Source organism: Candidatus Chryseobacterium colombiense, assembly GCA_029203185.1.
Classification (GTDB): domain Bacteria; phylum Bacteroidota; class Bacteroidia; order Flavobacteriales; family Weeksellaceae; genus Chryseobacterium; species Chryseobacterium colombiense.
Genome location: CP119310.1, coordinates 3,969,953 through 3,991,425 on the forward strand (window position 1 = coordinate 3,969,953; position 21,473 = coordinate 3,991,425).

Sequence of the window (21,473 nt, forward strand, 5' to 3'; positions counted from 1 at the left end):
TAGGATGAAAAATAAATTTCCTCTAGCAGCATATTATATAGGTATTTCAGTATTGCTTACAAGTTGTCAGGTAAAATTACCTTCAAAAAAAACACCGGAACCGGAACATTATGGTCAGATAGACAATTCTCCAGTCGTAAACGGATTTCCTAAAAGATCAGCTCCGTGGATCGTGATTTCCGACAGGTCAAGAAATACAGCCTACTTAGATAAAAGTGATGAAAAATCATATAAAGAAGTTAAGTTTTTAGAACCTCTTATGGTTTTGAAACATAGAGATGGAATGGTAAAGGTAGCTGAATATGTTCCGGATGCTTTAATGAAAAAAGTTTCGTCAAAATCAATCAAAACATACGGCTGGATCCCGGAATCTGAATTGTTATTATGGAGCAATTCCTTAAAAAGCGAAAAAACAGGTTATCCTGTTAGGGTTGCCGTGGTTCCGAGCAATAGTGACGTGATAAGAAGTGCCGAAAGATATTATAAAAATGACTCCATTATGGTTTTCAACTCACCCAGCTTGATTGAGCAGGCGAATGTGAAAATTCCGAACGGGCAAATGGTGTATGTTTATAAGCAGGCAGAAAATAATAAAAGATTTTTAGTAGGAAAAAAACCTTCTATTGACATCGATAGTATCAACCAAGGATTGTACGGATGGGTAAGTTCCAATGTGATTTCAGCCTGGGGAGAAAGATCGGCTCTTAAAATGAAAAACCCTACAGGAATTACAGAAACAACTTTAGGAATTCACGAAGGATCTCCCGGAGGATCCAACGTAGAGAACAGAACAGCGATTTTGCTTACGGATGTAAATAAAAGAACTCCTTTGGAAAATATTTTCCCGGTTAATCTTCCTTTAGACACCGCTCCGACTCCAGATTCCAAAACAAAATATTTCACTAATATTTTAGATTACAGTAAAAACTACGTTTTCAATGTATTAGGAGAGCGTATAATTTTTGATCGTTACAGAGAAATTACTGAAAGAAATAAGAGAATAAATATTGTTTTTGCGCTGGATATAAGTGCTGCCAATGCTCCTTATACGCCTATTGTAAAATCTTTATTACAGGATTTACAGCTTAGATTTGAAAAACCTTCTTACTTCAATTCTGTGAAGTATGGTGCTGTTTTATACAAAAATAATTCTTGTGGTGATAATGTTGCTGCCTCAAACTTAAGCAATGATTACAGTAAGATAACGACATTTATCGATCAAAAAACTAATGAAATGAATTGCCCAAGTACAAGCAGTTATCAGCCGGTAAATGAAGGATTAATGGCTGCAGGTCGTCTTCTTGCAGATCGTCCTGATGAAACTAATATCATCATTACCATTGGAACTTCATCCAATCAGGGAGGAAATATGTATGGAGTCATCAATTCTATTACTCAGGCACAGGCAAGACTGATTATGTTCCAGACCAGCGCAAGGTCTTCAGATACTTATAATGATTTTGTATTAATGTCTGAAAATATAGTCACCAATACGGCAAAAAACATTGCGGAACTTAAAAAGCAAAATATTATTAATCAGAGCGATGTACTGACTAAAAATAACTTCAGCCTGGTAGAAAGTGAAGCTGGTTTCTTCTCATTAGATTATCCAAAACAAAGTATGTCTCAGGGATTTGTAATTTTTCCTAAAAAGGGAGATATTGCGACTCCGGGATTCTTAAAAAAAGCAGTAGACAGTCTGATTGCTCAGGTGACTTTAGATAATGAAACCATAGACAAATCACTGAATGATCACTTTCATTCATCTGTAGGAGCCGGAAGGACAGATGTAGATGTAAAATACAAATATCTGTATCCGGGATTGACGAATCCGGTGTCTGCAGGTATTGCAGCACAATTGGTTAACTATGGAAATCCGTTTTTAGTGAAAGGATATATTCCTTCAGAATTAAAAGAAGTTAAGCAGGTAATGGAAAAAGGAATTTTGATTTCCGAGGCAGAATATGATAATTTAAAAGCTTTTTATACAGAAGTCTATCAGAAGACCAATGCGGAAAGAACAGACTTTAACCAGTCAAAAGCAGTCAATGAATATATCAAGCTCTTGAAAAAATATAATCCTACCATTAAGTTTTTGGATAAATCAGAGCTTTATGAAAAGCCGATGTCGTATGCAGTAGGTGTAAGTACAGGTTTTGATAACTCAGAAGAAGAATTGATGTCTAAATATAATTTAAAAGCCTGGAAAAAATCTAAAATCATCATCAGCGAATCGGTAAGAACCTATTTTAAATATTATAAAGATTTAGCTGAAAGAATGCTGACTTACAGAAATAATCCGGCGGTGAAAATTCAGCAGAACGGACAGACTTTCTACTGGCTTAATGAATACTTTATGCCAACCATGCTTCCGGTAGAGGCACCAGAATATACTAAACATTAAAAAAAATAGAATATAATAAAAAAGACTGCTGTTAGGCGGTCTTTTTTTGTGTTTAAATTATCTGGAAATAAAAACATATCGTAGAATTACGACTCAAAATAGTAGAACTACTACAAAAAATAAAAAAATGAGATAAAAATTTTTAGGATAGAAAATGCCGTTTTATATTTGTTTTACAATCACTGAGTTATAAAATATTATTAACGATTAAAATTTATTATCATGGCACTAAATTCAAGAGGAATTTTAAAATTCAACGGAGGAGAAGGACAAAAATTATTAAAGTTGAACTACAGCGTATCCAGATCAACAGATGTATCGGGAAGAGTAGCTTCAGATCCTTCTAACGCAATCATTAAACTTACCGTAGAAGCTACAGAAAAATCTGATATTCTGGAGAGCTTACTGAACGGGAAATACAAACCAACCAGTGGAGAAATTACATTCAACAAGTCTCACGAAGAAGGAACATTGATTACTTTGAACTGGGAAAACGGATATGTAATTCAGCATGAAGTAGACTTTGATGCAGTAGATGAAAATTCTATGTATATCAGTTTCGTAGTAAGCGCAGAGAAAATTAACTATGGTAATTCTGCTTATGAAGGACTTTGGCCATCAGCTTAAGTGTATAGAATCAGCATTCGTAAAATAAAGACTGTCCCCATAAAGACGGTCTTTTTTGCCTGAAACAATCTTTGTTAAAGTTTTTTAATACTCAAAATGCTTTAATAGAAATTTTAGTTTGGATATTTTTTTTATCTTTAACTTACCACAATCACAAAATTATGTCAACTACATCTGAAAATACGCAAGAAGCGTATTTCCGTCCTACTCAAAATGCGGATGGAGTATCGGGTAATCATCATTCGGGGATCAACCGTTTGGTGAAATTATCCCTGGTTATTGAAGGTCAGGTCATTAAATATTATAAATATTTTAAGTTAACCCAGAGTGCAGTTCGACATCATGAATTTGCTCTTACGCTGGCGCACGATACTTTTGGCAACCGTCAGTCCCATGCTTTGGAAGACGCCAACAAACTTTTGGGAAAACGTCTCACAGCCGTCATTTCATATAAAGATATTGAAAACAGCCCTGAAAGGACTTTTGTAGGAGTTATTACAGGAGTTAGGTTCAGTCAGGAAAAGATGAGCTTGGGAAATATCGTTTTAACAGGTCATAGTCCGACTATTTTACTTGATGGCGCTCCTCATATTCAAAGTTTTGGAGGAAATCAGCCAGTCAATATGGGGATCATTGCGGATAATGTAATTAAACAAGGCCTTGATAAGAGTCGGTTCGATGTAAGAATTGATACCAATGACTATTCACAGATTATCTACAGCAGCCAGTATAATGAAACGCATTACAATTATCTGGCGAGAATGGCGGAAGCCTATGGAGAACAGTTCTATTATGATGGAGAAGTCCTTCATTTCGGAAAACTTCCGCCCCAAAATAAGCCAATAAAACTTTTGTACGGTAGCAATGCAGATCAGATTAAAGTAGAATTAAAAGCAGTTCATACCAAACCTGAATTCTATGGCTATAACAGCAGCCGTCACGAAAAACTTACTTCGGGCGCAACGCCGATTACCCATACAAGTGATCTTGCAAAAACCGCATACGGGCATAATAACAATATTTATAAAACACCTTCATTACAGATAGCTCCCATTAAAGCTACCACTCATCTTGATGTAGAACATTCCCAGAGAAGTACTTCGGGAAGTGAGGCCGTTAATGTATTTTCCGTATCAGGTTCCACTACAGTACCTTTTCTTCATCCTGGATGTATTGCAGACATCCAAATGAGAAAGCCTGATACTAATGAAACGGCTTACTTTACCAAAATAATGGTCACCGAAACAGTTCATGAGATTGATACGATCGGCCATTATACAGGGAGTTTTGTAGGAATTGCCTCGGATACTGGCTTTTTGCCGAAACCGGAGTTTATGGTTCCAAAAGCAGAACCTCAGACTGCAACGGTGATTTCAAATGCGGATCCCGAAGGACAGGGAAGAGTTCAGGTGAGATTTGACTGGCAAACCAATGATACTACCCACTTTATCAGAATGATGAGTCCGGATGCAGGAGGAACTGATCAGATTACTCAAAACCGGGGATATGTGGCAATTCCTGAAGTCGGAGATCAGGTGATGGTCAATTTTGTTCACAATCATCCTGACAGACCTTTTGTAATGGGAGGCATGTTTCATGGTCAGATTGGTCTTGGAGGAGGAGCAGACAATAGGGTGAAATCAATTCAGACCAGAAGCGGTCATAAAGTGATATTCACGGAAGATGAAAGTATCATCATTACCGATAAATCAGGAAATGAAATTCATTTGGATACTACAGGAAGCAATATTACCATTACGGCTCCTGAAACCATGACATTGAACTGCAGAAATATGAATATCAATGTTGGGGAAAATATGACTACCAGTGTCGGAATGAATAAATCGGACACGATCATGATGAATCATACCGAAAGTGTGGGCTCCATGAAATATGTAACAACAGGCGCAGATTTCATGACTAATGTTGTCGGAAAAATGAGCCATTACGTAAAAGGCGATATGGAAGTCTATGGAGAGAAAGAACATAAATTAACCAGCCTTAAAGGTGTGGAAGTAAGCAGCCAGGGAAAGGTTGAACATCATGCTGAAAAAGAAGTTCAGAATAATAGTGGAGAGAAATCTAAAAATCACTAATCATGAGCATCGAGTATTTTATAGAAGGAAAAGTTGTCACTCAGACAGAAGGAGATTATAAAACTTTTGCCAAAGAAGGTATTGTACATACTAGTGCCATATCAGTTCAGCAAAAAGGACAAGAGTCAGGAGTAAGCTATAATGAAGCGCAAAAAATCAATCCTAACGATAAACCGGTCAATACGATTGATATCAGCTTAAATTTATTTTTTGACGGGACTCAAAACAATAAAACCAATACAAGACTTGGCGGAGATTTTAAGGAGGCAAGCAGTGATAAAGACGACAGTTACAACAACGAATTTACAAACGTAGCAAAAGGCTATGATACAATAGATCCCAATGCTGATAATCAGGTTTCCTGGTATATCGAAGGTATCGGAACAGAAGACAGGAAAAGTGATAGCATTCTAAAAGGAGTAGCTCAGGGAACCGGTGATACCGGAGTCGTAGCTAAAGTGGCAAAAGGCTGTAAAAAAGGTGCCGAAGCTATTGTTGATAAACTTAAAGGTGATAAAAAACCTATTGGTATTCTTACAGTCAATGTTTTTGGCTTTAGCAGAGGTGCAGCAGCGGCGAGGCATTTCATTCATGTTGCTAATTCCAATGCTCTTATGTCATATGTTACCAAAGAACTTATTCAGGTTTTTCCGCCGGATATGATTAATAATGACAGAATCATTATTAAAGATAAGGATGGTAGCCAACAGAAGTTCATCAGCCAATACGGCTATTTTGGAGCCTGTCTTTTAGAACAGGGACTTAAAATTAATAAAATAAATTTCAGGTTCGCAGGATTATATGATACAGTTGCTTCCTACGGACTGAATCACAGAGGAGGTTGGGGAATTGATAATGATACTAAACAGTTGGGGCTGGATACAATTGGCGGCGGCAAAGTGAGTTTTGTTTTTCAATTGGCGGCAGATGATGAATATAGAGATAATTTTGACCTCACTAATATTGACAGTACAGGACTTTACGGATTGGAATTTACACTTCCGGGGGTTCACTCTGATATTGGTGGCTCTTATGGCGAAGGGGAGGAAATTTCCGTGTTGTATTGTGATTCCTACGATCCTTATGATAATGTAAATACCCATAGAGAATGTGAGGAATTTAAAAAAATAGTCATAGACGAAGGTTGGTACGATGATAAACAGCTTGAAATTAAATATTTCAGACAAAAAGATGTCAAATACGACCGCTGGTGGAATAAAACCTCACTGTATTATGGCCTTGTGGGAACCCGAACTTTATCAAACAAATATGATAAGATTCCGTTAAACTTAATGTTCCACTATTCCCAAAATAATAAAGTGAAATACATTGAGGATCTCATTAAGGAAGACCATGCTGTAAATGATGCATTCCTGAAAGGGATATACAGTCAGCTCTCATCTTATATGAACAGTTGCAATGATCTCAGAAATAAATATGTGGAGGATTATAACGCAGGTAAAAAGCCTTCGGCATCAAAATATATAGCAGATATAAAAGCACTGTCTTATTTGGGGAATATCAGTGAAAGTGACCTGAAAATTCTCAGAAATAAGTATCTTCACTGGTCTGTAAAAGCTAACCAAATCGGTCTGGATGCACGCCCGAATGATAATGCTCCCAAAAAAAGAGGGGCACTGGCTGCACAATACCGCAAAAGAAACATACAAAATGGCTAAAACCTTTTTTAAAATATTATTTTTTTTAATACTCTTTTTCCAGAATATAAGCTGTCAGAAAATGAAAGAAGAACAATTACCAGAATTTCAGGTAGAAATCAGTAGTCCCGACAATAATTTGATTGTTACTCCTGTTGAAGATAAAATTATCACTTTAGAAGGAGTGAATGCAGCTTTACCTTACGGAAGTTCATCAGGAACTTGGGGAGCATCGGGTAAAGGCTGGACAGAGCAATATGGAACACCGATTGGTGCGGACATTACCTATTTTTCAAGATATGAAGATACTTTTTATCACCTAAAAGCAGATTTTCCGCTGGATAAAGTAAAAGATTATATGAAGCGGGCCTATGCTCAGAAAGAGGCCTTTCTCTATGATAAACCTTTAGAGGAATACAAAGACCTGGGAAGAGGAGAAAAATTCAGTGAAGCGGAAAATCCTTACAATAGTTTTTCCACATTAGTTTTTGGTTTTGCACCGAAAGGAATGGTAGTGGTCTGGTTGAGATTCAGAAGTATACAGATCGAATTGGGAAGATTTCAGGCTGAAATTGTTAAAGATGACAAAGAGCTTGAAAAGAAGTTTTTCTCTAAATTATCTGTCACCCGTGAAGAAATGAAAAAAAATAGATTTCGGGATGTTTCTCCGAAAGAGTGGGAAGATTACAGAATCAAATACAGCTGGAAGCCTGCGATTTTATCTGAAAATAAAAACCTGAAAAGATTTGAAATGAACATCATTTATTTCAATGGAGAAGTGGAGGCTGTATTGAGACCCTGGATTGACAATGTTCCGTTAAAAGACCGAGCGGTTCCAAAAGAAATGACAATACATTGGGAAACTGGAAAAGGAGAAGCTTTTGAAGGGCGCGCTTTCTTCAATTGGCAGACTGCCAATGAAGCATTTAAGAAATCAGGAGGACAACAAAAATTAGAATTTAAAATAGCGCCGGATAACAGTAGTTTTGAATTATTGCTTAATAACGAACCTTTTAAAGCAGATAGCCTGCGCGTTTATAAAAGTGATCTAAATTTTAAAGACTCATATAAATAAATGACAGAAAGATTTATTAGAAAAAGAAAATTTGCCTGATTTTTGATGTCAGAAACCAACCAATCACAAACACAAATATTAATATAGAAAAGAATATAAATGGGAGTATTAGTAACCAATGAAACGGTAAAACAGCTGTTTCACATTGCACAGTCTATAGCGAGAGAAAATTATAACGGAACTTACGGAGCACCGCATATTTTACAGGCTTTAATGCATAAAGATATTGGGCTTAATGAATTTTTGAAAAGTATAGATAAAGATCCTGGGTATTTCTATGAGTGGGCTGATGTAAGAATTGAAGATTATCCTAAAACGACGCACCTTCCTGATGAGGTTGGTGAGGACGAATCGGTGGACAATATTGTGGAAGAAGCCGATGATATCCGTTTGAAATTAGGGTTAGACGAAATTACCCCAATATGTATTCTCACCGCTATCGTAAAACCACAGGTTGCATTTACTTTACAGCAGCTTAAATCTTTACCCCTCAGAGAACACGAAATATTCAATCTTTATAGAAAAGATACCCCCTATGAAAGTTCGGAAAATGGCAATTTTTCCTCTATTTTTTCAAACGGATCAGAGTATTCTGATAATTCCTTTCCGTCTATTAAGAGCTACTGTGTCGACAGAACGGCTCAGGCGAGAAAAGGTGAACTGGAAAATATTATCGGAAGAGATAAAGAGCTTAGGATGCTGGTCGAGATTCTGTGCAGGAGAAGTAAGCCGAACGTTATTATTATCGGAGAGCCGGGAGTTGGAAAAACAGCTTTAGTAGAAGGTTTTGCTATCGAAATTACCAAAGGGAACGTTCCTGATATGCTAAAAAATGGAACTCTTCTGGAGCTGGATACTGGAGCACTATTAGCCGGAACATCTTATAAAGGAGAGATTGAAGATCGCCTTAAAAAAGTAATCAATGAATGTAAAAAAATTGAGAAAGCCATTCTTTTCATTGATGAGATTCATACCCTTTTGGACCCGAAAGGAAGCATTGGAAACGTTGCAAATTTACTGAAGCCGGAACTTGCAAGAGGCGAAATTACCGTAATCGGAGCAACCACTCAGGAAGAATACAGAAAAATTATTGAACCGGAACAGGCTTTCAACCGCCGTTTCGAAGTACTTACTGTAAATGAGCCAGACGAAAAGACTTGTGTTAAAATGATCGATGTTCTTTTAGACGGTTATAAAAAACACCACGGAATTGAAGTTGAAAAAACAGCACTTCCGGAATGTGTCCGTTTGGCAAAAAGATATGCAAAAGGGAAAAAATTACCGGATGCGGCAATCGATTTGCTGGACAGAACCATGGCGGCGATCAAAATGCTTGATGAACTTTCAGAAAAAGAACTGGAAAGCTGGAAAGTAAGATACGATGAAATCCTGCAGGAAGAATTTTTTGATGAGAAAGATAAAGCAGATGAATTGATCTGGACGTATAATTTATTAAGAGATAAAATCAGTCCGATTCTTTGGGGCTCTTTGAGTGAGCAGCCTCAAATTGACAACTCGATGCCAGTCGAGCAAATCCAAAAAATCATAGAAGATACATTCGCAGAACTTTTACAGCACGCGTCAGTAAAAAGAGAAAAAGTAGACCGTCTTGAATTAGCAGCAGTAATGGCCGCCAAAACCAATATCCCGATTGGGAAAATTCAGGCACAGGAAAAAGAGAAACTTTTAAATATGGAATCTCTTTTGATGAACCGCGTTGTAGGGCAGGATCATGCTTTAAAAATTCTATCGGATGCAATTGTTGAAAACCGAAGCGGATTAAATAAACCAGGACAGCCCATCGGTTCATTCTTCCTGTTAGGACCTACGGGAACGGGAAAAACAGAGTTGGCAAAATCTATGGCGGAATTACTTTTCAATGATGAAAAAGCAATGGTTCGTTTCGATATGTCCGAATTTAAAGAAGAACACTCAGCTGCACTTTTATATGGTGCACCTCCGGGATATGTGGGATACGAAGAAGGGGGAATGTTGGTGAATAAAATCAGACAACAACCTTATACGGTAGTTTTGTTTGATGAAATTGAAAAAGCACATCATTCCGTTTTTGATGTATTCTTACAGATTATGGACGAAGGGAAAGTGCATGATAAGCTTGGAAAAGAAGGAGATTTCAGCAATGCTTTAATTTTATTTACTTCTAATATCGGAAGTGAGGAAATTGTAAAACAGTTTGAAGAAGGAAAAATACCGGAATCCAATTCACTCATGCAGATTATGTCCGGTTCAGGGCGTTTCAGACCTGAGTTTTTGGCTAGAATTACCGAAATTATTCCTTTTGCACCGATTACAGAGTCTATTGCCGAGAGAATCTTTACGATTCAGCTAAAATCACTTCATACTTCATTAACGAGATTGGGAATAACATTGAAAATTTCTGATGAAGCCGTTAAAAATCTGGCTTTAGGAGGATTCAGCAGTAAATATGGAGCAAGACAGATCTCCGGAGTGATCCGATCTCAGTTGGCAAGACCAATTTCCAAAATGATCGTAAAAGAAGAGGTGAAAACCGGGCAGACCATTCATGTCGACTGGAATAAGGAAGAGGAAAAATTGAGCTGGAAGGTAGAATAATATCCTGGAATACTACATTTTAGATTTTAAGGTTAATTTGTTAGCAATGAAAATGAATTTTAAAAATATTTTTGCGGGTTTACTGCTTTTAGGTTCTGTCTGTGTTGTGAACGGACAGTTCCTTTCTGCTTCAGATACCTCAGAAAATAGTGTGAAGAGATATAAAAACATTATTAATGCCAATAAAGAGATTGTTGATTTTATCGAAAACTCTCTGGCACAGAAAGGATTACCCAAACACTTAAGAAACCTTGCGCTGATAGAATCACATTTTAACAGGACTATCACTTCGGGAGCCGGAGCAGTCGGAGTTTGGCAGTTTATGACCGCTCACGCCAATCAGTACGGGCTTTCTGAGCAAAACCGGAATGATATCTATAAGAGTACGAAAACGGCTGTAATTTCCCTGTCAAAACTTTATAAGAAATATAACAATTGGGTAACGGTAGTTGCAGCCTATAACTGCGGAGAAGGAAATATTGCAAAAGCGATGTCGGCGGCGGGATCCAGTCAATATCATGTTTTTTATAAATTTCTCCCTAATGAAACCATCAATCATGTTAACAAATATCTGAATGCCTGTTATGCTACCGATGAATTGCAAAGTGTATTGACGGATTATAATAATGCACGTCTCAATACAGTTTTCTTTGTAAATGGAGGGAGTGGTAAAGATATGGGGTCTTTATCTGAAACCGAAATTAATGCCGGATTTAATTTGAATATTATTGCAGACGAACTTAAAATAGACGTCAATAAAATACTTGCCTGGAATCCCGGGATTGTAGAAGAACTTCAAAGCAAAGGGGAAAGTACTTTGTATCTTCCTATGGATCTTATGCCTGATTTCCTTTTGCGAAAAAACAAGATATTATCCAGATCTATCAAAGAAGTTAAATAAACTCAATTTAACTGTTATTCAGTATTTTATATTGTTTATGTTTCTCTTGAAAAAGTCAGATCGTAAAACTACTACATCAAATCGTAGAATTACTACAAAATTTTAAAAAGGGCTTTTGTAATTTTTTTATTGGTGATTATGGTTCTATCTTTGAAATATCAAATCACCAAATCACGAAATATTAACGATTAAAATTTACAGATCATGGCACTAAATTCAAGAGGAATTCTAAAATTCAACGGAGGAGAAGGTCAGAAATTATTAAAGCTGAACTACAGCGTATCCAGATCAACAGATGTATCGGGAAGAGTAGCTTCAGATCCTTCTAACGCAATCATTAAACTTACCGTAGAAGCTACAGAAAAATCTGATATTCTGGAAAGCTTATTGAACGGGAAATACAAACCAACGAGTGGGGAAATTACATTCAACAAATCTCACGAAGAAGGAACATTGATTACTTTAAACTGGGAAAACGGATATGTAATTCAGCACGAAGTAGACTTCAATGCAGTAGATGAAAATTCTATGTATGTCAGTTTTGTAGTAAGCGCAGAGAAGATTAACTACGGTAATTCTGCTTATGAAGGACTTTGGCCGTCTAGCTAAAATATCAACTAATTTACTAAAAAATTAAACTGAAACAGGGTAGTCTGCATCCATGCAGATTATTCTGTTTTCATGCTATAAAGATGCTTCAGATGATCTAAAGGCATGATTTGTAGAATAATAGTGTTCTTTAGTAATTCATTCACTCTTATTTAAAATAATCCATTTTTGGTGTGATATATGCTTTGAAATTTAAATAGGAAAAGAATTCAAAAATAACCAAATAAAACACAAAATATTATGTTTCAGGATAGTAAAACAACTAAAGCACAACGAAATGTTGTAGAGCCGGAGAAGTTTTTAGATGAAGTTGGAAAGGATATACAGAATGCTAAAAAAGAAGATATTCTGAAAAAAATTGATTCGAAAATAAGTACTAAGGTATCTTCAGTGAACGAAAAAAAAGTCTGGGCTCAACAACCTACTTCCAAAATTCATAATGCAGCCGCTATCCCCACAAGTGAAATCTTAGGGATTAATCGAGTGGTAAAACTTGATATTATAATAGAAGGTAAAGAGATCCAGCATTTTAAGCATTTTAAACTAACACAAAGCGCGGTTAAACATCACGAGTTTTCGCTTACTCTATCTTATGATACCTTAGGAAGTGCAGAAAACCATAATCTGGAAGAAGCTCAAAATTTTCTGGGGAAAAGAATTACGGTTATTTTCAAATATAAAGATGTCATAGAAGGACCTGAACGTAACTTTGTCGGAGTCATTACCGAAGTAGGATTCAGCCAGGAGAGAGGAAGTCTTGGAGATATCGTTCTTACGGGGTACAGCCCTACAATACTTTTGGATGTGGCACCGAATATCCAAAGTTTTGGCGGAGCTCAGGAAGTAAGCCTTAACAGCATTGCCGATCAGGTTATCAGAGAAGGCCTCGGGCAAAATAAATATGACTATAGAGTCGATTCCAAATATGGAAATGTTCCTTACAGTTCTCAATATGAAGAAACACATTATAATTATCTGGCAAGAATAGCGGAAGCGTATGGGGAACAGTTCTTTTATGACGGAGAAGTACTTCATTTCGGTAAACTTCCTCCACAGGAAAAGCCTGTTAAGCTTACCTATGGAAGCAGTGTGAATGATGTTAAAATTAAAATGAAAGCTCAGCACGTAAAACCAACCTTTTATGGATATAATAGCAGTAAAAATGAAAAACTGACTACAGGTTATTCTACGATCAAACATACTTCTGATATTGCAAAACGGGCTTATGAAATCTCAGAAAAAACTTTTCAGACCCCTTCATTAAGGGTAGCTCCTATTAAGGCAGTATCTTTTATGGATATTGATGCCTCTCAAAAAGGAACGGCAGGAAGTAAGGCATCGGAAGTTTTCCTTACCTTAGGAACAACCACGGTCCCATTCTTATATCCCGGCTGTATTGCGGATATTGAGATGCGTAAAACTGATACCAATGATACTTCATATTTTACAAAACTGATGATTACCAGTGTTGTTCATGAAGTGGATGCAAGAGGTTATTATGACGGACATTTCGAAGCTATTGCTGCAGATACGGGATTTATTCCGCGTCCAGAATTTCAACTTCCTAAAGCGGAACCTCAGTTTGCAAAAGTGATTTCCAATACGGATCCTTTAAATCAGGGAAGGGTAAAGGTGCAATTTGACTGGCAAAATGGCAATTCAACCACAGAATTTATCCGGGTCATGTCTCCTGATGCAGGAAGCAGCGATAAAGTAAATAAAAACCGGGGCTTTATGTCTATTCCCGAAGTGGGAGATCAGGTTATTGTGAGTTTCGTTCATCAGCATCCAGACCGTCCTTTTGTAATGGGAGGCATGTTCCATGGAGGAATTGGTGCAGGCGGAGGTGTTGGAAACAATATTATGAGCTTTAGCGGAAGAAGCGGTGCAGAATTAAAATATGATAACGGAGCCGGTTCCATGAATCTAAAAGATCAGGGAGGTGCCCATATGTTTTTTGATGGAACAGGAAATGTAGTCCATAACGCCAATAATAACAGTACTAAAACTGTCGGGAATGATAAAACTGACAAAGTTGGAAACAATAAAAAGCTTGAAGTGGGTTGTGATCATATTGCAGATGTTGGTAATACCCATAAAGTAGCAGTTGGCAAAGACCAGAGCGTATTTACAATGGATAATACAGGAACAATTGATCTGACAGGTGTACAACAAATCAAGCTTAAAGTCGGAAACAGTGAGATTGTAATTACATCCGATAAAATTTCCATTACAAGTACGGAAGTAGATATTAAAGCGGGAGATGCAAAAGCAAATTTTAAAGGCAATACAAAGATAACCGGAACTCAGGTAGATATTAATTAAGATTGATAATGAATTTTATAAAATATAAAATAGAAAAAGGAGACACACTAGAATCAATTGCACAAAAAAGAGAAGTTTCTGTTAAAGAACTGGTGGCTTTTCATAATGAAAACTGTGGAGTGACGAATATTATTATCGGTTCGGAAATCCCTTTACAGCTTAATTTTCTGATTGTAAAAGCAGCAGATAAAAAAGAAGTTTCACAGCAGGAAAGAGATCAGCTTGATTATAAAGCCAGATACAGATGTGAACAGGTCAATATATCAAGAATCAATAATGAGGTGATTACCCTTTCCGCAGTTACCTATTCAGAATATCTTTTAAAGCAGGATGATCATCATCAGAATATTTTTGAAGTAAAACTGGTAGATACTTCATTTTCTGTTGATCCTGTCATGTATAAGCAGGGCTTTGAATTTGCCGTCAATCTTGAAAAACTAAGGACCCCCGTATTGTTCAGAACAAATTCATCGGGGACTATTGATGAAATATATAATAAGGAAGAACTTAATCTGAGATGGAAAAATTTTAGAGATAACGAGCTGAAAAAAGATCCTGTTTATAATCAGCTTTTTAGCCAGGCACCTGAACAGGCCAAAGATTTGGTCAACACAGGAGATAAAGAATTTTCTTCAGCACCGGATTTTGCTAAAACCCTGGATAAGAATCTTTTTTTTCATATCATGTTCAGGGCCTTTCAGGGAGGAGATTTGAAAGATTTTGATCTGAATCAGATGTCACAGGTATTTCCAAACATACAGCTGCATACTCATGTGGTAAAATCTTTAGTAAGAGAAGATGATGAGGTAGAAGTATACAGATTGGTGGGAAGTCTTGATAAAAACAAGATCTCTGCCGGTGCCTTGGAAAAAATGTATGATGAGATTTATAAGCCCATGATTAAATATAGCTTTACTGAATTTGATTATATCTACAGAATAAACTATACCATTGAAAAAAAATCAGGATTTTTACTGGAAGGAAGAGCTGCTATTTCAGAGAAGATCAAGAATAATTACGAAATATTGACAGAGTACAATATTAAAAGGGTCGAATTGTAAAAAGAATTTAATTATACAGCAGATAAATGAAAAAAATAACCGTTAGAAAAGTAGACTGGAGGATTTTTATTGTTAATCTTATTACCGTAGTTGTTCCGCTGTATTTTATTGTATCCTACGCCTATACCATACAGAATACGACAATGCAGACCGTATTTATCATATGTGCCCTTTCTATCGTAGGAGGTATTAATTTTTTAATTGTAAAGAGTGGGACTTATCTTATAGATATTATTTTAAAGGATAATGAGATTGAAATCCTTGCTAAAGATAAAGTGATTTACAGTTCAAATTATTTGGATATTCAAAACTATAATACTTACAATTTCATTAACAAAAAAGGAGGGTATATCGTAAGGCTTAAGAATGCAAACCAGTCCTTTTGCTCGCTGCTGACTTGGATAGAATTTACCAAAGCAAGCCCTGCCGATCAGGAAAATTATAATATCATAAAAGATACATTACATACAAAGCTCCCTAATAAAAAGAAAATGACAGGAAAAGATTATCTGTTAAAAATATTTTCGGCAATGCCTTATATTTTCTTAGCAATAGCGGTTCTGTCTCTGATAGGAATATTTATCTATATTATTTTTTATCTGAAGTAATAAAAGATGAATTACAAAATACTTATTTACTAAAACCCCGGATCATTTAAATACTACATTATGGCTGTTTCATTTATTCCCCAAGATAAAGTTTTTGCAGTATGTACTTTTCAGATGAGTGCTGCTCCCCAGAAATTTTCTTTTAGCAGAGATAAAATCAGTGTGTATTATCAAAATACCAAACAACCGATACTTACTGTCAAAGATAAAAATCTGATGGCTGAATTTACCTGCAAATCCCCCTGGAATCTTGCGGGAACTTTATTGGCATTCGGAGCCGGAGTTATCGTGGGAGCTTTGCTGTTATCCAATCCTATTGGTTGGGTAATATTAGGTGCGGCTATTGTTGTAGCAGGTGCGGCAGCAACGATAAAAGCAGTGACCCATAAATGTACAGATCCTTTGAAGGAAGGGCAGTGGTTTTTAGCTCATAATTCAGTGAAAATTAATGGCGCATCAGCAATTACACGATCATCAATTTTAAAATGTGGTACAGGAGGAATTCTTACTCCCTTTTTTGATGAGGCTACGGCAATTGCTGTGGCAGGTTCTATTTCCAGTAGAAATAAATGGGAATTAGGAATCAATGTAGTGGCTTCTTTTGGAGCTGGTCTTTTTCTTCCCAGCGCATTTTCAAGCTGGGGCGCCGCTTCTATCGGTGGAAAAATATGGCTGGGTGGCGGAAGATTTGCAGTGGGATTTTTGGCATTCAGCGGTCTGAACTATGCCGAAAGAGCCGGTATAAGAACCTATCATGAGAATTTTGGTGATCTGCAGGATAATAAAACGTATGATCAGATGAATAATCATAAGGAAACCTTTGATGAGAACGGAAAGCCTGTTGAAAAAGATATTGACCAAAACAGCTATCTGGGAGCACCTTCAAAACCCGATGATTTTACCCAGGATTCTGAAGACCTTGTCAAAGTTGAAAAAACAGGAGGCTCTGGAAGCAATGCGTACAAAATATCTTACATGAGTAAGATTACCGGAGTCGTGGAATCTTATACTGTACTTGCAGAAAGCAGAGCATTACAAAGACAGTTGAACCAGTTGGACGGTCTCAGCAGACCCGTGCTCAGCAGAAGTCCTGTTGCTCAGCAGTTGCTTAATGATCTCAATGCCGGAAAATATCCCGAATGGAAAAGTGCCATACGATTTTACAATGCTAACAAGATGAGGCCGGGAATGATTGATGATGGAAGAACGGCTATGGCAAATGCAACCAAAAATAATTTAAAAAATTTAGCCGTAAACTCTGCACAAGGAATTCTTTTTATTATTCCTTTTATAGGAACATGGCTGTCCGAAGAAGCTAGGGCTGATTTGGCTGCGGCAGTCTCCAAAGATATGGCTGCCAATTCCGGAGTCAATATCGTAGCTACTGTTCCGGTAGATTAATTTTTAGTTGAAATATAATATATTGAAAAGCCTCATTTGAGGCTTTCTTTATGAAAATGATAGAAGTTTTTTGCAGTCTTTAAATCAAGGTTCTTTGATTCTGCAATATAATGGAAGAACACTTTTTCTTATCTTTGTTCTTTATGGAAAATATGGACGCAACTCAGGATAAAAGGTTATTTCTTATCGATGCTTATGCAATGATTTTTAGAGGATATTATGCATTGATCAGAAATCCGAGACTCACAAGCAAAGGGGTAGATACTTCTGCCATTTTCGGTTTTACCAATTCTTTGATAGAATTGATCAGAAGAGAAAAACCGACCCATCTGGCGGTAGTTTTTGATGTAGGGCAGGCAAGTGTGAGAACAGACGATTTCTCTGACTACAAAGCTAACCGAAGTGAAACTCCTGAAGCGATTAAGATTGCTGTTCCTTATATTCATAAAATTTTGGAAGCCATGCATATTCCTATTTTAGGAGTTGAAGGGTATGAAGCGGATGATGTGATCGGGACTATTGCCTGCAAAGCAGAAAAAGAAGGATATACCATTTTTATGGTTACCCCCGATAAAGATTTTGCACAGCTTGTTACCGATAAAATCAAAATATATAAACCGGGATTAAAAGGTGGAGATATTGAAATTTTAGGAGTAGAAGAAGTCAAGGCAAAATATGAAATTGAAGATCCGAAACAGGTGATTGATTTCTTGGCAATGATGGGAGATGCCGTGGATAATATTCCTGGATTGGAAGGGGTTGGAGAAAAAACAGCTATGAAATTCCTGAAAGAATTCGGAAGCATTGAAAATCTTTTAGCCAATACAGATCAGTTAAAAGGAAAATTAAAGGAAAAAGTAGAAGCTTCAGCAGAACGCGGAATTTTATCAAAAAAATTAGCAACCATTATTTGCGATGCTCCTGTAGAGTTCCACCAGGAGCAATATGATCTTGAAACTCCCGATTTTGAAAAGGTAAAAGAAGTTTTCGACGAAATAGAATTCAGAAGACTATATGAAAATCTTTACCGTGCTTTTGCTCCTGCAACGGTTACAACAACTGTTGTTGCTGAGGTTGAAGTGACAGTAACGGAAACTACTCCGCAACAAAAAGTGGCACAGGCTGTGGGACAATTAGATTTATTTGCTACGTATGAAGAATTAGAACAGGCAACTTCCACAAAATCTACTATTGAGCAGAACGATCATCTCTACCAGTTTGTGGATAATCCCAAAGCGCAGAAGATTTTAGTTGATAATTTACTGAAGCAGCAAGTCGTTTGTTTTGACACGGAAACAACATCTTTAAATGAACTGGAAGCTGAATTGGTTGGAATGAGCTTTTCCTATAAAAAAGGATTGGCATATTATATTCCTTTGTCAGAAGATCAGGGAGAGGTTTTACAGACATTAGAAATTTTCAGACCTTTCTTCGAAAAAGAAGATTTACTAAAAGTTGCCCATAATTTAAAATTCGATTATAAAATCCTTAAGCAGTATAATATTACCGTAAAAGGAGCAATGTTCGACACCATGATCGCGCACTATCTTCTCAATCCGGACGGAAGACACGGAATGGATTACCTTTCAGAAATGTACCTGAATTATAAACCAGTTTCCATAGAAACCATTATCGGTAAAAAAGGAAAAAATCAGGGCAATTTCAGAGATGCTGATTTGAGAACTCAAACCGATTATGCGGCAGAAGATGCAGATATAACCTTTCAGTTGTATGAGTTATTTGCGCCTCAATTAAAAAAAGAAAATTTAGAGGATTTATTCTTCAGCATAGAAATGCCGTTGATGGAAGTATTGGCGAAAATGGAACTGGCCGGAATTTCTCTGGATGAAAAATGGCTGGCTCAGGAAAGTATCGATTTGGAAAACGATTTAAAACAATTGGAATCAAAAATATTTGAGCTTTCAGGAGAAGAATTCAATATGAACTCACCGAGACAGCTGGGAGACATTTTATTTGAAAAAATGCAGCTTGATCCTAAAGCTAAAAAAACAAAAACAGGTCAGTACGCAACTTCGGAAGATGTTCTTCAAAAACTGGCTTCGAAGCATGAAATCATCAAGCATATTCTGGAGTACAGAACCTATCAGAAATTAAAATCGACTTATGTAGATGCATTACCATCGCAGATTGAAAAAACAGATAACCGTGTTCATACCAATTTTTCGCAGACTACGGCTGCAACAGGTCGTTTAGCCAGTGTAAACCCGAATTTGCAGAATATTCCGATCCGGACACTGAGAGGTCAGCAAATTCGTGGAGCCTTTGTTTCTGGTGAAGGGAAAAAGATTATTTCTGCCGATTATTCACAAATTGAATTACGTTTGATTGCCGAAATTTCGGGGGAAGATAATATGATCAAAGCATTCCAGGACGGTGAAGATATTCACGCTTCTACAGCGGCAAAATTGTTTAAAATTCCGTTGGAAGAAGTTTCAAAAACGCAGAGAAGCCAGGCAAAAACAGTAAACTTTGGGATTATTTACGGACAGGGTGCTTTTGCATTGGCAGAGCAGACTGGTTTATCCAGAACGGAAGCCAAACAAATGATCGAAGCGTATTTTGAAACCTATCCTAAGCTGAAACAGTATATGGCTGAACAGGTAAACAAAGCCCGTGAAAAAGGCTATGTAGAAACTATCTTAGGAAGAAAACGTCATTTAAAGGATATCAATTCCAATAACTTTGTCGTTCGTGGTCATGCTGAAAGAAATGCGGTAAATGCTCCGGTTCAGGGAAGTGCAGCAGATGTTGTGAAAATGGCCATGATCAAGATTCAGAAAGAGCTGGAAAAAGAAAAACTTGAAACCAAGATGTTGCTTCAGGTACATGACGAATTGGTGTTTGAAGCTCCCATTGACGAAATTGAAGTGGCTACCAATATCATTAAAATGGAAATGGAAAATGCGATAGAAACACAGGTTCCGTTGCTGGTTGAGATTGGAATTGGAAACAACTGGCTGGAAGCACATTAATTGACTTAAAAAATAAAAAAACCGGCTTCGGGAATCTTAAGATTCCCGAAGCCGGTTTTTTATCAATTTATATTTAATTCGGCTAAAGATGATGCCTGCTTGATATATTTATTTTCAGATGCTGTTACTTGGCTTTTTACTTTAAAGAATATATTTAAATTGTGAAAACTGATGTATAAAAACAGAAGCCCACACAAAACTGTAAAAACCAGTAGAAATCTATTTTTCGGAGTAAGCTTTTTAATTCTTACATGGCTCACGAGCCAAGAAATTAAAATAAAAAAACTTAGAGGAATAATAAGGTATATCGGATGACTTTCTTCTATAACCAACTCTAAATTAAACTTCCTAGGATAAAGAATAAGATAAGTTCCTAAAGTATGCATTACAATAAGTAAGATCAAAACAATGATATTGATTATAAGTAACTTTTTGGAAACCATATACATATAAATATTTTAAGATGATGCTAATGTAAAAAAAGCTGTAAACATAGCCCCACTAATCAACAGAATAAAAACAGCAAATTTTTTTATATCATCTAAACCTCTTCCTTCTTTTAAGATCAGTTTTCTGAAACCTCCCGAAATTAAAGTCAGTAATGCTGTCATGAAAAGCAATCCCAAAGCAGTACAAACTCCTATTCCAAAAGGATGATTTGTATTTTTACCTGATAACAAAGGAACAAAATCATAAAGAAAAAGGGCGTTCCAAAGGAAAATAAAGGCAATGGGTAAAATAGGTTTTAATGGAAATCCTCCCTGTTTTTGCTGCTCAATTATTTTCATATCTTTTTCGGAAATGGAAGAATATATTTTATCTAAAAATCCGGTACCTTGAATTTCATGAATAACAGAATCGGGATCTCTCATTGTCCAGAAAATCACGTTTTGATTATAGTTTTCAACTCTGTGTACTATTTTAATTCCCTGACCAATCAAAGGAAGTGAAGAATAGGGTTTTATTAAAATAATATCCTGCGGCTGAAAAATAAGATTTCCAACAAGTGAAGCATTTATTTTCAGTGTATTTTCATCTACATATAATTCAGCAAAAGGATAAGTAGCGTTGGCTCTTCCTATTCTTGCGCCACCTGTGAGCTTGAATTGTTTCATGATTA

At 36.5% G+C, this 21,473-nt stretch carries 14 protein-coding genes; 13 read left to right on the forward strand and 1 reads right to left on the reverse strand.

Annotation, left to right across the window (positions count from 1 at the left end):
* The first annotated feature begins 4 nt into the window (after positions 1-4).
* The 13 genes from tssR to polA all read left to right on the forward strand — a co-directional run bounded on the left by tssR (position 5) and on the right by polA (position 20,353).
* Entirely contained in the window at positions 5-2,404 is a 2,400-nt protein-coding gene (gene tssR / locus P0Y62_18145; protein WEK69723.1) for a type VI secretion system protein TssR, read from the forward strand.
* Between the two features lie 222 nt (positions 2,405-2,626).
* A complete protein-coding gene (tssD, locus tag P0Y62_18150) occupies positions 2,627-3,031 on the forward strand; it encodes a type VI secretion system tube protein TssD (GenBank protein ID WEK69724.1) in 405 nt (134 codons plus the stop codon).
* Positions 3,032-3,192: 161 nt separating this feature from the next.
* Entirely contained in the window at positions 3,193-5,127 is a 1,935-nt protein-coding gene (locus P0Y62_18155) for a phage baseplate assembly protein V (protein WEK69725.1), read from the forward strand.
* A 2-nt stretch (positions 5,128-5,129) separates the two neighbouring features.
* Entirely contained in the window at positions 5,130-6,806 is a 1,677-nt protein-coding gene (locus P0Y62_18160; GenBank protein WEK69726.1) for a DUF2235 domain-containing protein, read from the forward strand.
* A 61-nt stretch (positions 6,807-6,867) separates the two neighbouring features.
* On the forward strand, positions 6,868-7,860 hold the full coding sequence (locus P0Y62_18165; protein WEK69727.1) for a DUF2931 family protein: 993 nt from the start codon (positions 6,868-6,870) through the stop codon (positions 7,858-7,860).
* A gap of 99 nt (positions 7,861-7,959) precedes the next feature.
* Positions 7,960-10,455 (forward strand): ATP-dependent Clp protease ATP-binding subunit, encoded by a 2,496-nt coding sequence (locus P0Y62_18170; protein ID WEK69728.1) that lies wholly within the window; start codon positions 7,960-7,962, stop codon positions 10,453-10,455.
* A 46-nt stretch (positions 10,456-10,501) separates the two neighbouring features.
* Positions 10,502-11,356, forward strand: coding sequence for a lytic transglycosylase domain-containing protein (locus tag P0Y62_18175; protein WEK69729.1), 855 nt, complete (start codon positions 10,502-10,504; stop codon positions 11,354-11,356).
* 204 nt (positions 11,357-11,560) lie between these two features.
* Positions 11,561-11,965 (forward strand): type VI secretion system tube protein TssD, encoded by a 405-nt coding sequence (tssD, locus tag P0Y62_18180; GenBank protein WEK69730.1) that lies wholly within the window; start codon positions 11,561-11,563, stop codon positions 11,963-11,965.
* A gap of 240 nt (positions 11,966-12,205) precedes the next feature.
* Positions 12,206-14,290, forward strand: a complete 2,085-nt coding sequence (locus tag P0Y62_18185) for a phage baseplate assembly protein V (GenBank protein WEK69731.1) — start codon at positions 12,206-12,208, stop codon at positions 14,288-14,290.
* Between the two features lie 8 nt (positions 14,291-14,298).
* The gene (locus P0Y62_18190; GenBank protein WEK69732.1) at positions 14,299-15,351 is read left to right on the forward strand and encodes a LysM domain-containing protein; all 1,053 of its coding nucleotides are present in this window, start codon (positions 14,299-14,301) and stop codon (positions 15,349-15,351) included.
* Between the two features lie 26 nt (positions 15,352-15,377).
* Positions 15,378-15,959 carry a hypothetical protein gene (locus P0Y62_18195; protein WEK69733.1) on the forward strand — a complete coding sequence of 194 codons (582 nt, stop codon included), beginning with the start codon at positions 15,378-15,380 and terminating at the stop codon, positions 15,957-15,959.
* A 60-nt stretch (positions 15,960-16,019) separates the two neighbouring features.
* A complete protein-coding gene (locus tag P0Y62_18200; GenBank protein ID WEK69734.1) occupies positions 16,020-17,360 on the forward strand; it encodes a hypothetical protein in 1,341 nt (446 codons plus the stop codon).
* A 152-nt stretch (positions 17,361-17,512) separates the two neighbouring features.
* The gene (polA, locus tag P0Y62_18205) at positions 17,513-20,353 is read left to right on the forward strand and encodes a DNA polymerase I (GenBank protein WEK71827.1); all 2,841 of its coding nucleotides are present in this window, start codon (positions 17,513-17,515) and stop codon (positions 20,351-20,353) included.
* Between the two features lie 458 nt (positions 20,354-20,811).
* On the opposite strand, the gene P0Y62_18210 is transcribed toward polA, so the two are convergent.
* The gene (locus tag P0Y62_18210) at positions 20,812-21,468 is read right to left on the reverse strand and encodes a hypothetical protein (protein WEK69735.1); all 657 of its coding nucleotides are present in this window, start codon (positions 21,466-21,468) and stop codon (positions 20,812-20,814) included.
* Between the last annotated feature and the right edge of the window lie 5 nt (positions 21,469-21,473).